Origin of the sequence: Yersinia sp. 2541 StPb PI (assembly GCF_052217145.1) — a bacterium.
GTDB lineage: Bacteria > Pseudomonadota > Gammaproteobacteria > Enterobacterales > Enterobacteriaceae > Yersinia > Yersinia enterocolitica_E.
This window is the reverse complement of record NZ_JAZGQB010000001.1, coordinates 3,651,609-3,664,100: the sequence shown is the minus strand read 5'-3', so window position 1 is coordinate 3,664,100 and position 12,492 is coordinate 3,651,609. Positions and strand designations below refer to the sequence as shown.

Genomic DNA, 12,492 nt, shown 5'->3' with positions numbered 1-12,492 from the left:
ACATTTTATATTGTTTTATTTTGTGAACCCTCATTGACCGGGGCCTGATGACCACCACCCAATGAACGGATCAAACTAATCTTGGCCTGCAATAAATGGTTGCTGGCGCTAAGTTCCGATTGTTGCTGTTGTAGATATTGTGATTCGGTTACCAACAGCTCATCACTGCCGATAATCCCAGTTTTATAACGGACGTTGGGCTGCAATATCCGGGTATTAGCCGAGTAAATCAATCGTCAGTTCAGCCCTTAAAAAATGGCGAACAAAGGCGTGAGTCTCCAGCTATGTGGGGATCGCATAGTTGTTTACTTGGATCAAGTAATGCGCCTGGATAGATATATTGGAATTACTGCTCCGGTACTTCCATTTGATCTAAACGAGACAGTAATTTGCGCGTCAGCGTTTCAAGCTGTTGCTGTTCGTCAGCGTCTAGGGTTGACCAAAGAAAATGCAGACATTTATGTTGTGGGGGCAGCAGCTGATTCAAAAACTCAACGCCCGCCTCGGTCAGATGCAAATGCAAACAACGGCGGTCATTGTGGCTTTCGCGGCGCTCAATCCAACCTTTCTTTTCCAGTTCGTCAGCAATGCGGGTCGCATTGGTGCGCGAAGAACCCAGTGCCGCACTCAGTTCAGACGGTTGGATACTGCGACTTTCCTGCGCATCCAGCGTAATTAATGCCATAAATAAGGTTTCGTTAATTCCTTGTGCTTTCAGCATCTTGTTGCGATTTTCTAGCAACTTACTGTGCATATGCATACACAAGCGTGTCAGTAGAATTTCCTGATAAGGGAAATCTTTCTGGCGTTTGGCACGAAAATTAAGCATCTGTTCTATAGGACTAAACGAATTTTCCATTATAATGAGCCTCATTAATTTCAAATGGTACAGTAACGATAGTGACTAATAATGTAAACGGTATAATTCGAGAAAAATTTAGCAATTCGTGTTATTCAGTCACTGTTTGTAGTAATTAGTATCACTAATTGTAAGGTTATTGTGTTTTAGCTCACAATTCAGGCAATCTCTTATCCCAAAATCATGAGCAATTTGAATGTCAGTCCATAGCTGATCGCGCCAAATAACGTGGCGAAGATAATACTGTTGGTTTTATAAAAGCAGCCACAGATAACCAGAAAGCCAATCAGTGTCGGCATGAGTTTCTGCGGGTTATGCATAATTTCTGGTGTACTGGAAACCACCAATAACGCACAGATAGAAGCAATCCCAATGCTGTCCAACAGCAGTGAAACTCTGCCTCGTTGCAGACCCGCTTGTTTACGTGCTGGTCCCAGGCGCAGTGGCAAATAACGAAACAGGTAATTTACCGTCCCCACCACTAACCCAATAATCAGGACATCTGAATTCATGGTGTCGGCTCCTGCTCGTTATTTTCACTGTGTTCGGTCACCACTTCTGGTGTGGGTTGCAGCAGGGCGGCCAGGCACCCTGCGCCAATTCCGGCCAAAATCGCCACCGGAATAGAGAACAACACGGCGCCGAGCAATGCGCCACTCAGCGAGGCGATAACGGTTAGGCTGTATTGGCGTTTAAATGAGGCCAGCAGAAAGCTCAAGAACAACGCCGGTAACATAAAGGAGAGGGAGGCCTCAATAGCGGGATAATTCTCCAACGGGCCATTGCCAAACATGGCACCGATTGCGGTACCTGCCACCCAAGATAGCCAAGAGGTAAACGCGATACCGAGCATCCAGTTTTCGCTCCAGCGTCGCTCTTCTTTCATTAACTTGGTGGTGGCAGCAGCAAACACTTCATCGGTCAAACCAAATGCCCACAGCGCGGTTTTTTTACCGGATAATTTGGTCAGAATACGGTGTTTGAGTGCCGGTCCATACAAGATATGACGGATATCCATTGCCATCACGGTTAAGGCGGAAACCCATAATGACATCCCGGCGCTGAGCAGGGCGGTAATAACGAATTGGCTGGCACCGGCATAAATGATGCAAGAGAAGAAAATACCTTCCAGCGGGGTAAAACCCAGTTTTACCGAACTCAGACCAAAGGCGAAGGCGACGGGTAAATAGCCGATAACGATAGGCAGGCTATCGGTAATGCCCTCCGTAAAGGTGGCGGTTGACCGGGTAGCTGGCGGAGAGTCGGTGATTTGGCTTGGCATAAGATCTTTGGGTTACAGGGCAAAATAACAAGTTAGGTAACATTACCAGAGTGGTAATTTTCTTAACACCCTATAACCCAAATTTATATCTGCATTGATTATTAGTTAGCTAACTAATTAAGGTCACTCAACGGGTTGATTAGCGGGAGGATCAAAGCGTTTACCGGCCAGCCACGTCGTAATATTTAGTATGCACAGCACCAAACCGGCCATTGCCACACCATACCAGCCGGCATGTTGGTATGCTGCTGCTGAAATCAGCGAACCTAACGCCCCGCCGATAAAGTAAGTGGTCATATAACCGGCGGTTAAGCGATTTCTGGCTTCCGGCATCATGCGATATATCACGCTCTGATTGGTGACATGTACCCCCTGAACCGCCAGATCCAACACCACAATGCCGATAATCAGCGCGATGATGGAATGTTGCCCCAGGGCGATAGGTATCCAAGACAACAGCAGTAATCCCAAACCAACACTGGTGGTGATGCGGGCTTTACCTTTATCCGCCAATTGGCCCGCTTTGGTCGCCATCAACGCGCCAGCAGCACCGACCAGGCCAAATAGCCCGATAGTAGCTTCTGAATAGCCGAAGGGGGGAGAAGCCAGTAAGAAGGCCATCGACGTCCACAACACACTAAAGTTGGCAAACGAGAGCGCGCCGAGCAAGGCACGGGTGCGCAGCACGGGTGTTCGAATAAACAGCGAGAATATTGAACCAAGCAGCTGGCCGTAATTTAAACCGGTATGTTGTTTATAGCGCGGCAGGTAGCGCCACAATACCAATGCCATGACGAACATCAGCGCGCTGGCGACCCAATAAATGGTGCGCCAACCGCCAATGGAGGCCAGTGCTCCTGCCACGGTTCGTGCCAGCAAAATCCCCAGCAGCAGACCACTCATAATAATACCGACCACCTTGCCGCGTTTTTCCGGCGCAGCCAGAGTGGCCGCCAGCGGCACCAGTAATTGTGCCACCACTGAGAACAAACCAGTGAGCGCGGTGCCAACAATCATCATAGTGAGGTTTTGTGACATCGCGGTAATCAGCATGCCGCCAGCAGCCAGCAAGGTCATGCCCACAATCAGCCCACGGCGTTCAAACATATCCCCTAGCGGCACCAGGAACATTAATCCCACAGCATAGCCCAACTGGGCCGCAGTAACGATAAATCCAGCTTGATTGACCGAGAGATTAAAGGCTTGTGCGATGGTTTCCAGCAGTGGCTGGGCATAGTAGTTGCTGGCAACAGCCAGTCCGGTTGCGACCGACATCAACACGATCAATGCCGGACTTAACCCGGAGTTTTCAGCTTTTTGTGTCATAAGGAATTATTCTGAATTGATAAGAGCGACAGTATTAGATAATTAGGAATGATAAACCAAGGGATAAATTTTATCTCAGTTCAGTTCGGGTTTTAGTTGATACTCGATCGGTGGTCACTTTGCTTCAACCAAGCAGGCTAATCGAACCGTGGCCGACTCGCTGGCGAATGACAGATAGCACTCAGCATGAAAATTATCTTATTACTGCGGTGGGCTTGTGTGCTATTTTCCGCAAAAATGCTTATGCTGAAACGATAGTTTCATTGGCCGGAGAAGGGTATGAAACAGATTGATGAACGTTTGCGGGCGCATTATGCACAGTTGACCCCGCAGGAGCAGCGCGTTACTGATTTTATTTTTGATCATTTTGACGACCTGATTAGCTATAACAGTGCTGAATTGGCGCGCTTGAGTGGGGTGTCTAAGGCCACGGTTAGCCGGCTGTTTAAGCGCTTGGGGTACGCCAGTTATCGGGAAATGCGTGAAGAAGTACGCACCTTGCGTCAAAGCGGTATGCCATTGACCGATAGTCGTGATGCGGTACAAGGGAACACCTTGCTGGCGCGCCACTATAAGCAAGAAATGGCGAATTTAACGCATTGGGTGAGTCAGTTGGATAGCCGTCAGTTAGCCGAGGTTATCGATGCGATGATACGTGCGCCGCGTATCTTATTATTGGGGCTACGAAACAGTTACCCGGTTGCTCTGCATTTACGTCAACAGTTGTTGCAGGTGCGCCAGCACGTGCAGTTGGTGCCACAAGCGGGGCAGACGCTGGCAGAGGAGTTGGTGGATGTCACGCCGCGTGATTTAGTTATTGTGGTGGCATTTCGCCGCCGGCCAAAAGTTATCCGCGAGATCCTGCTACAAATGCAGGTACAAGGCGTGCCGACGCTGCTGATTTGTGAGCCGCAAGCTCAGTCAATATTGCCGTTAGCACGTTGGCGGTTGACTACGCCGCTCGACAGCGTATCGGCTTTTGATAGCTACTCTTCGGCCATGAGTCTGGCAAATTTACTGAGTAATGCTTTATTGCATGAAATGCTCGCACAGGGCCGTCAGCGAATTCATCAAATCGCTGATTTATATGATGATTTAGGAGAGTTAGAGCAACGGTAGTTTGTTCGCCATATAGGTCAAAAGGCTATCGTTTAGTTCAGTGTCCGAAGGGGTAACACTCTTCTGGCTGTTGCGACAGCTTATGTCACTTTCACCTCCCGGCGGCGCGCTAACGCCTTCTTTTTATCAATTAATGCACTTTTGTGGTGCATTTTGATTGTTGATTTGCACCTTGATTGTGAGTCTCTCTCTTCGATTTATTCCTTGTGATTCGTGTAGTGAGCCTAAATATGGGCCTCTCGTCATAGGTTATCATTGGCATAGTAGTTGCAACGATGGTTTCAGTATTTGCTTTTAAAGAACCCATCGTTTCATTACTGAGTTATTGGAGATATGCTATGAACATGAAAAAGCGGATGTTGGCCTTGCTGAGTGCTGCACTGATATGGGTTCAGGCTCCTTCGGTGTTAGCCGATCAGTTAGAGCAAATTCAGCAGCGTGGTGTGTTGCGGGTCGCTGTTCCACAGGATTTCCCGCCATTTGGCTCGGTTGGTACGGATCTTCAGCCGCAGGGTTATGACATCGACATGGCACATTATTTGGCCGATAAGATGAAACTAAAGTTGCAACTGGTGCCGGTGACCAGTGCCAACCGAGTGCCTTATCTGCAAACGGATAAAGTGGATTTAGTGATTTCCAGCTTGGGTAAAAATCCTGAACGGGAAAAAGCTATCGCATTTAGCCGTGCCTATGCACCGTTTTTCTTGGGTGTATTTGGTGCTAAAGACGATGCACTGAAGCAACCAGAACAATTGGCAGGTAAAACGGTGGGGGTAACCCGTGGTGCAGTGGAAGATATGGTGCTGAGTGAGTTAGCCCCTAAAGATGCTCAGATTAAACGGTATGAAGATAACAACACTACGCTGTCAGCCTACCTGTCTGGTCAGGTGAATTATTTGGCGACGGGCAATTTGGTGGTCAGTGCATTGGTTCGCCAGAATCCAACCCAGGCACCGGTGGCGAAGTTTATGCTGAAAGATTCACCGTGTTATATCGGTTTGCGTCAGGGAGAACCGGCTCTGAAAGCCAAAGTGGATGCTCTGATTGGGGAAGCATTGCAGGATAACACGCTAAATGGTTTGTCCGAGAAATGGTTGAAGGCGCCGTTACCGGCTGATTTGGGTGCATAACAGGAGTTGGCTATGACCTATCAGCTTAATTTCTCTGCTTTGTGGCCTTATCTGCCTGAACTATTGTCGGGCCTGTTGACCACCATTGAGCTGACGGCTATGGCCACCCTCGGCGGTATTGCGCTGGGGATAGCGGGAGCCGCAATTCGCTGTGGTGATAGGGTTATATTGCGCCGGATATGGGGCGGTTATGTAGAAATTGTGCGTAATACCCCATTCGTGGTGCAACTGTTTTTTATTGTGTTTGGTTTACCGGCACTTGGCTTGAAACTTAGTGCCGGTCAGGCAGCCTTATTGGCGATGACTATCAATCTGGGCGCTTATAGCACGGAGATTATTCGTGCCGGGATTCAAGCCAGCGCTAAAGGCCAGTGGGAGGCGGGGCGGGTATTAGGGTTACGCCGTAGTCAGACTTTTTTCCGCGTGATCCTACCGCCGTCGTTACAGCGCATTTATCCGGCGCTGGTAAGCCAGTGCATTATTGTGATGCTCGGTTCTGCGGTGGTATCACAGGTGTCATTTGAAGAACTGACATTTGCCGCCAACCTGATTCAGTCGCGCACCTTCCTCAGTTTTGAAGTCTATCTGGTGACCACCTTGCTCTATTTGTTGTTAGCCATCGCAATGCGCCAATTACTGCTGGCGGTTGGCCGTCGATTCTTTGGGAGCCATAACTCATGATGTTTACTGACTGGGATATCATCCGTAACTTGTTATTGGCCGCCCGCTGGACGCTGTTACTGTCACTAACGGCCTTTTTTGGCGGCACATTAGTGACATTACCATTGATGTTGATGCGCTTGAGTCGTTGGTGTTGGGCAGCTCGTTTTGTCCGTCTATATACCGAATTGTTTCAGGGTACGCCGTTGCTGATGCAACTGTTTCTGGCCTTCTTCGGCTTAGCACTGTTGGGTATTGATGTTAGCCCGTGGGCGGCTGCGGCGATGGCTTTGACACTGTTTACCAGTGCCTTTCTGGTGGATATCTGGTGTGGCAGTATTGCAGCGTTGCCGAAAGGCCAGTGGGAGGCCTCCCGCTGTCTGGGTCTGAGTTTCAGCCAGACGTTATTGCGGGTGATTGTGCCGCAGGCGATGCGTATCGCAATTGCACCGACCGTGGGTTTCTCGGTGCAGGTTATCAAGGGCACAGCACTGGCATCGATCATTGGTTTTGTCGAATTAACCAAAGCGGGCACCATGCTCAATAATGTCACTTATCAGCCGTTTAAAGTTTTTGGCTTAGTGGCGCTGGGCTATTTCCTGATGTGTTATCCGTTGTCGCGTTACAGCCATTATCTGGAGAGGAAATTTCATGCCGCTGATCACCATTAATCAGGTTCAAAAATACTATGGCCAGAATCATGTACTTAAAGGCGTAGATCTGGATATCGAGATGGGCGAAGTGATCTCGATAATTGGCCGCAGTGGTTCAGGTAAAAGTACCTTATTGCGTTGTATCAACGGGCTGGAGGGATATCAGGACGGCAGTATCAAGTTGGGTGGTATGACGGTAACGGATCGTGATTCGCAGGCGCGGGAGATTAGCCGCTCGGTAGGCATGGTGTTCCAGAGTTTTAATCTGTTCCCACATATGACAGCGTTGGAGAATGTGATGCTGGCACCGCGTCGGGTACTGAAAAAGAGCACGACCGCGTGCCGTGAACTGGCGGCGTTGATGCTGGAAAAAGTTGGGCTGGCCGACCGGCTCGATTATTACCCGGCTAATCTTTCCGGTGGGCAGCAGCAGCGTGTGGCGATTGCCCGTGCGCTGGCGATGCAGCCGAAGGTATTGCTGTGCGATGAGATCACCTCGGCTTTGGATCCTGAGTTAGTGGGGGAAGTGTTGAAAGTCCTCGAACAGTTGGTGGCAGAAGGTATGACACTGATTCTGGTGACCCATGAGATGAATTTTGCCCGTGAAGTGGGTGACCGGGTGGTGTTTATGCATCAAGGGCGGGTGTGGGAGCAGGGCGAAAGTCGCGCCTTATTTGCTAATCCACAAACTACTGAATTAAAACAGTTTATATCATCGGTCCGTGGTTTGTAGGCCACATTTCACTGAATTATTTAAGGATGGAGATTTTCTATGTCGGCAATAAACCCTAATCCGCTGTTTTGTCAGATTAACCCACCGGCACGGTTGCTGATGGGGCCGGGGCCGATCAATGCCGATCCCCGGGTATTGCGGGCGATGGCCAGTCAGTTGATCGGGCAATACGATCCGGCGATGACAGAGTATATGAATCAGGTGATGGCGCTATATCGTGGGGTTTTCCGCACTGAGAATCAGTGGACGATGTTGATCGATGGCACCTCTCGTGCGGGTATTGAGGCGGTTCTGCTGTCGGCCATCCGCCCTGGCGATAAAGTTCTGGTGCCGGTTTTTGGCCGTTTTGGTCACTTATTGTGTGAAATTGCCCGCCGTTGCCGGGCCGAAGTCCACACTATCGAGGTGGCGTGGGGCGAGGTATTCAGCCCAGAGATGATTGAAGATGCTATCAAGAAAGTACACCCACGGCTGCTATTGACGGTGCAGGGAGATACTTCAACCACCATGTTGCAGCCGCTAGCTGAGTTGGGCGAGATCTGTCGCCGCCATCAAGTGTTGTTTTATACCGATGCGACTGCATCGCTGGGGGGGAACCTATTGGAAACTGACGCCTGGGGGTTGGACGCAGTATCTGCCGGGTTGCAAAAGTGCCTTGGCGGGCCATCAGGCAGTGCTCCGGTGACCCTCAGCCCACAATTCGCTGAGCAAATTCGGCGGCGCAAATGTATTGAGCAGGGGATCCGTACTCAGGATCATGCTGATGGCGACGAAGAGATGATCTATTCCAATTACTTTGATTTGGGCATGATCATGGATTATTGGGGGCCGGAGCGCCTGAATCATCATACCGAAGCCACCAGTATGCTGTTTGCGGCACGGGAATGCGCACGAGTAATACTGGAAGAGGGATTGGATAACGGTATTGCCCGTCATGCTTTGCATGGTGCAGCGTTGTTGGCGGGCATTCAGGGAATGGGGCTGGCGGTGTTCGGTGATATGAAGCACCGCATGAACAATGTGTTGGGGGTGGTTATTCCGACCGGTGTTCCTGGTGAGCAAGTGCGGCAACTGATGCTAAATGATTTTGGTATCGAGATTGGTACCTCATTCGGGCCGCTAAATGGCAAAATTTGGCGCATCGGCACTATGGGATATAACGCGCGTAAAGATTGTGTGATGCAAACGCTGGTGGCATTGGAGGCGGTATTAAACCGTTTAGGTTTTGCCACGGTTCAGGGCAACGGATTGCAAAGCGCGTGGAATGTCTATCAAGCTGAGAGTGATAAACCGGCTATTGATCCACTAAACGGAGCGAACTGATGGCTGTTACCCTGCCGGATGCCGAGGCAGAGCAGGCTGCATTACGGGTCTTGGCCCGTTGTGATGTGCTGGCGGCAATCAGTGAATCAGCGGATGCGCTGACGCGGGTGTACCTGTCTTCTGAACATTTGCGGGCAAATCAGCAAGTGGGTGAATGGATGCAGGCGGTCGGGATGCGCGTGTGGCAGGATGCAGTTGGTAATATTTGCGGCCGTTATGAAGGGCTGCAACCTGATGCGCCGGCCCTATTGTTAGGCTCTCATCTTGATACGGTGCGCAACGCCGGCCGTTACGATGGCATGCTAGGTGTATTAAGTGCGCTAGAAGTGGTGGGGTATTTGTATCGTCAGCAGCAGCGGCTGCCGGTGGCCATTGAGGTGATTGGTTTTGCCGATGAAGAGGGTACGCGCTTTGGTATCACCCTGCTGGGTAGTAAAGGTATCACTGGGCGCTGGCCGGCCGATTGGTTGAGTAAAACCGATGCTGAGGGTGTCAGTGTGGCGCAGGCCATGGAGAATCTTGATTTTGACCCGGCGGCTATTGTCAGTGCGCGACGTGAGGTGAGTGATTTTTGTGCTTATCTGGAGCTGCATATTGAACAGGGGCCGTGTTTAGAAAAGGCCGATTTGGCATTGGGTGTGGTGACGGCAATCAATGGCGCGCGCCGTCTGAATTGCCGATTTATTGGCTTAGCGGGCCACGCTGGTACGGTGCCGATGGGGCAGCGGCAAGATGCATTGGCCGGTGCGGCGCAATGGATTGGTGCCGTTGAACAGTTGACTGCTTGCTATGGTGAACATTTAGTGGCGACAGTTGGAACACTCAGTTGTTCGCCAGGTGCTGTGAATGTGATTGCCGCAGAGGTGGTTCTGACGCTGGATATTCGTGGCCCGCAAGACTGTCACGTGGACCAGTTACTGGCCAGCTTGTTGGCGCAGGCGCAAGTGATAGCAGCACAGCGCGGCCTGACTTTTTCATCAGAAGAGTTTTACCGTATCAGTGCTACCGAATGTGATATGGCTTTGCGCCAGCGAATCAACGCCAGTATTGATCGGGTACAGGGGCGCTCATTATTGCTGCCCAGCGGTGCGGGGCATGATGCCATTGCTGTTGCTGAGTGCTGGCCAGTAGGGATGTTGTTTGTGCGCTGCAAAGGAGGGGTAAGCCATCATCCTGATGAATCCGTCATGCATAGTGATATTGCGCTAGCCATTCAGGCTTATCTGGAAACGGTGCTATCCTGGCAGCGGGTTTAATACACTTGGGGAGCACTTTTGCGGCACGGCTCCCCCTGGTTTTACCTTTACAACAATAAAAAATCATCAACATCGCGCCATGCCGGAAAGGCTTCGCGATAGCTCTGCAATGTTTCTAAAGACAACTCAGCATCCAGTTGCGCAGCCAGTCCCGGTTCTGCTTGCGCCAACACCTCACCTTGAGCATCCAGAATCACACTGTCGCCCTGATAGTGATGGCCGTTATCATCATCGCCGACCCGATTACATCCGGCGACGTAAGCCTGATTTTCTATCGCGCGCGCTGTCAGTAAACTTTGCCAGTGTTTGGCGCGAGGAGCTGGCCAGTTAGCGACATAGAGTGCTAAATCATAATCTTGCAAATTGCGTGACCACACCGGAAAACGCAGGTCATAGCAAACTTGCATCAAAATTCGCCAGCCGCGCCATTCCACCACCTTGCGCTCTTTGCCCGCTTGATAGTGGTGGTGCTCACCGGCCATGCGGAATAAGTGGCGTTTGTCATAATGATGAACGCGCCCATTCGGTTCAACCAGCAGGAAGCGGTTCACCGCACCCTCGGTGGTTTTCAGCGCCACACTGCCGCCAATCAGGGCATCAGTAACCGTGGCCCAATGGCGTAACCAGTTGATGACCTCACCTTCTGATAATGCATTTTCAGCCGCATTCATGGCAAAACCGGTGGTAAACATCTCTGGCAACACAATCACATCACGCTGCCGGAGTGGCTCCAACAGCATGTCAAAATGGCGCAGATTTGCCTGTGCATCCAACCATACCAATGGCTGTTGCAGCAGGGTCAGTTTTAAAGTTGACACAATCGCTCCGCCGCAGCATCCAGCGTGGCATCCTGTTTGGCGAAGCACAGCCGGATCAGTTTATGGGGAAACGGGCCTTCACAAAATACCGATAACGGTATCGCGGCCACGCCGACATGTTCGGTTAACCATTGGCAGAATTCAACATCATCAAGATCAGAAACCGCGCTGTAATCGGCCAACAGGAAATAGGTGCCTTCACTCGGCAGAATTTTCAGGCGGCTGGTGGACAGCGCATTAACGAAGCGATCACGACGGGCGCGATAAAAATCGGGCAGTTGCTGCCAGTGCTCTGGTTGGGCATTGAGCATATCCGCCAATGCGAGCTGAACCGGCGTGCAAACCGAAAAGGTCAGATATTGATGAATTTTACGCACTTCGGCACTGATAGCGACGGGGGCGATGCAATACCCCACTTTCCAACCGGTCATATGGAAGGTTTTGCCGAAAGAGGACACTGCAATGGCGCGTTGGCGCAGGTGCGGATGAGCCAGCACACTGGCATGGCCTGTGGCGCTAAAGCAGATGTGTTCGTACACCTCATCGCTCAGCACATAGATATTACGTTCAGCAATCACTTGCCACAGTTGTTCAAAGTCTTCCGCCCGCCAAACAGTCGCTGAAGGGTTATGCGGCGTATTGACGATAACCAGACGAGTACGTTCAGAAACCAGATCAGCAAATTCAGACCAGTCGGTGGCGAATGTCGGGGGTTTCAGTGCTATGCGCTTGAGTATGCCGCCCGCCAGTTTAACTACCGGTGCATAGCTGTCGTAACTGGGGTCAAAGCAGATAACTTCGTCGCCTGGGCGCACCAGGGCGGTAATGGCGGCAAACAGGGCTTCGCTGGCACCGGTAGTGATGGTGATTTCGCTGTCGGCATCGGGCTGCCAGCCGTAGATTTTAGCCGTTTTCTCCGCAATTGCATTGCGGAGCGGCGCCACGCCGGTCATTGGGGCATATTGGTTTGCACCTTGACTGACATGATAGGCCAATTGCTGTTTCAAATAGTCTGGGCCATCAAAATCGGGGAACCCTTGCGATAAGTTAATCGCTTGGTGTTTTTGCGCCAATGCACTCATTTGCGTAAAGATTGTAGTGCCTTGTGCCGGCAATTTACTGTCTGGAATAAAGGATAAAGTGCTCATGGCAGATGAATACTCCTGGCGCTGTATGTTGCCGTCAATATAACACGATGTTAAGATTTGGCAATCAAGACGCTTAGATGTTTAAACGGCTAAATGCCGTAATTCGCTAAGCATAGATAAAAATGTACTAAAGCTGATCGTCGGGCAAATTGCGGTTGCTAAATGTGATGACCCACCTACACCAC

General features: G+C 50.7%; 13 protein-coding genes and 1 pseudogene. 7 read left to right on the top strand and 7 right to left on the bottom strand.

Features of this window, described 5'->3' with window-relative positions; genetic code table 11:
• Positions 1–5 precede the first annotated feature (5 nt).
• From V1953_RS16495 to V1953_RS16475, 5 genes and pseudogenes are all read right to left on the bottom strand, one after another.
• A pseudogene (locus V1953_RS16495) lies at positions 6–197 on the bottom strand (efflux transporter outer membrane subunit); the annotation flags it as partial.
• Between the two features lie 149 nt (positions 198–346).
• Positions 347–859, bottom strand: a complete 513-nt coding sequence (gene mprA, locus V1953_RS16490) for a transcriptional repressor MprA (protein ID WP_442851136.1) — start codon at positions 857–859, stop codon at positions 347–349.
• 170 nt (positions 860–1,029) lie between these two features.
• Entirely contained in the window at positions 1,030–1,371 is a 342-nt protein-coding gene (ygaH, locus tag V1953_RS16485; RefSeq protein ID WP_083160189.1) for an L-valine transporter subunit YgaH, read from the bottom strand.
• Positions 1,368–2,141 carry an AzlC family ABC transporter permease gene (locus V1953_RS16480; protein ID WP_083160187.1) on the bottom strand — a complete coding sequence of 258 codons (774 nt, stop codon included), beginning with the start codon at positions 2,139–2,141 and terminating at the stop codon, positions 1,368–1,370. Before V1953_RS16480 ends, ygaH begins: the two co-directional genes overlap by 4 nt.
• A 123-nt stretch (positions 2,142–2,264) precedes the next feature.
• Complete coding sequence (locus tag V1953_RS16475; protein ID WP_102970463.1) at positions 2,265–3,467, bottom strand: MFS transporter; 1,203 nt, start codon at positions 3,465–3,467, stop codon at positions 2,265–2,267.
• Between the two features lie 279 nt (positions 3,468–3,746).
• Between V1953_RS16475 and V1953_RS16470 the strand changes: the two genes are divergently transcribed.
• From V1953_RS16470 to hpxK, 7 genes are all read left to right on the top strand, one after another.
• Positions 3,747–4,586, top strand: coding sequence for a MurR/RpiR family transcriptional regulator (locus V1953_RS16470; RefSeq protein WP_083160185.1), 840 nt, complete (start codon positions 3,747–3,749; stop codon positions 4,584–4,586).
• Positions 4,587–4,924: 338 nt separating this feature from the next.
• Entirely contained in the window at positions 4,925–5,716 is a 792-nt protein-coding gene (locus V1953_RS16465; RefSeq protein WP_442851135.1) for a transporter substrate-binding domain-containing protein, read from the top strand.
• Between the two features lie 12 nt (positions 5,717–5,728).
• Positions 5,729–6,397: an amino acid ABC transporter permease gene (locus V1953_RS16460; RefSeq protein WP_083160181.1), complete on the top strand. Its 669-nt coding sequence runs from the start codon at positions 5,729–5,731 to the stop codon at positions 6,395–6,397.
• Positions 6,394–7,047 (top strand): amino acid ABC transporter permease, encoded by a 654-nt coding sequence (locus V1953_RS16455; protein WP_372558134.1) that lies wholly within the window; start codon positions 6,394–6,396, stop codon positions 7,045–7,047. Before V1953_RS16460 ends, V1953_RS16455 begins: the two co-directional genes overlap by 4 nt.
• Complete coding sequence (locus tag V1953_RS16450) at positions 7,028–7,762, top strand: amino acid ABC transporter ATP-binding protein (RefSeq protein WP_442851134.1); 735 nt, start codon at positions 7,028–7,030, stop codon at positions 7,760–7,762. The genes V1953_RS16455 and V1953_RS16450 overlap by 20 nt, the downstream gene beginning before the upstream one ends.
• Before the next feature lie 39 nt (positions 7,763–7,801).
• A complete protein-coding gene (locus V1953_RS16445; RefSeq protein ID WP_102970462.1) occupies positions 7,802–9,085 on the top strand; it encodes a pyridoxal-phosphate-dependent aminotransferase family protein in 1,284 nt (427 codons plus the stop codon).
• Positions 9,085–10,341 (top strand): allantoate amidohydrolase, encoded by a 1,257-nt coding sequence (gene hpxK / locus V1953_RS16440; protein ID WP_372568737.1) that lies wholly within the window; start codon positions 9,085–9,087, stop codon positions 10,339–10,341. Before V1953_RS16445 ends, hpxK begins: the two co-directional genes overlap by 1 nt.
• A 47-nt stretch (positions 10,342–10,388) precedes the next feature.
• Here the strand turns inward: hpxK and V1953_RS16435 are convergent, their stop codons facing one another.
• Both V1953_RS16435 and V1953_RS16430 read right to left on the bottom strand, forming a co-directional pair.
• Entirely contained in the window at positions 10,389–11,159 is a 771-nt protein-coding gene (locus V1953_RS16435; protein WP_083160173.1) for an amidohydrolase, read from the bottom strand.
• Positions 11,147–12,307: a pyridoxal phosphate-dependent aminotransferase gene (locus V1953_RS16430; RefSeq protein WP_083160171.1), complete on the bottom strand. Its 1,161-nt coding sequence runs from the start codon at positions 12,305–12,307 to the stop codon at positions 11,147–11,149. Before V1953_RS16430 ends, V1953_RS16435 begins: the two co-directional genes overlap by 13 nt.
• Between the last annotated feature and the right edge of the window lie 185 nt (positions 12,308–12,492).

Bases quoted from the DNA above. Each gene is read 5' to 3' on its own strand.
- mprA (WP_442851136.1), bottom strand. From the start codon at position 859: ATGGAAAATTCGTTTAGTCCTATAGAACAGATGCTTAATTTTCGTGCC.
- ygaH (WP_083160189.1), bottom strand. From the start codon at position 1,371: ATGAATTCAGATGTCCTGATTATTGGGTTAGTGGTGGGGACGGTAAAT.
- V1953_RS16480 (WP_083160187.1), bottom strand. From the start codon at position 2,141: ATGCCAAGCCAAATCACCGACTCTCCGCCAGCTACCCGGTCAACCGCC.
- V1953_RS16475 (WP_102970463.1), bottom strand. From the start codon at position 3,467: ATGACACAAAAAGCTGAAAACTCCGGGTTAAGTCCGGCATTGATCGTG.
- V1953_RS16470 (WP_083160185.1), top strand. From the start codon at position 3,747: ATGAAACAGATTGATGAACGTTTGCGGGCGCATTATGCACAGTTGACC.
- V1953_RS16465 (WP_442851135.1), top strand. From the start codon at position 4,925: ATGAACATGAAAAAGCGGATGTTGGCCTTGCTGAGTGCTGCACTGATA.
- V1953_RS16460 (WP_083160181.1), top strand. From the start codon at position 5,729: ATGACCTATCAGCTTAATTTCTCTGCTTTGTGGCCTTATCTGCCTGAA.
- V1953_RS16455 (WP_372558134.1), top strand. From the start codon at position 6,394: ATGATGTTTACTGACTGGGATATCATCCGTAACTTGTTATTGGCCGCC.
- V1953_RS16450 (WP_442851134.1), top strand. From the start codon at position 7,028: ATGCCGCTGATCACCATTAATCAGGTTCAAAAATACTATGGCCAGAAT.
- V1953_RS16445 (WP_102970462.1), top strand. From the start codon at position 7,802: ATGTCGGCAATAAACCCTAATCCGCTGTTTTGTCAGATTAACCCACCG.
- hpxK (WP_372568737.1), top strand. From the start codon at position 9,085: ATGGCTGTTACCCTGCCGGATGCCGAGGCAGAGCAGGCTGCATTACGG.
- V1953_RS16430 (WP_083160171.1), bottom strand. From the start codon at position 12,307: ATGAGCACTTTATCCTTTATTCCAGACAGTAAATTGCCGGCACAAGGC.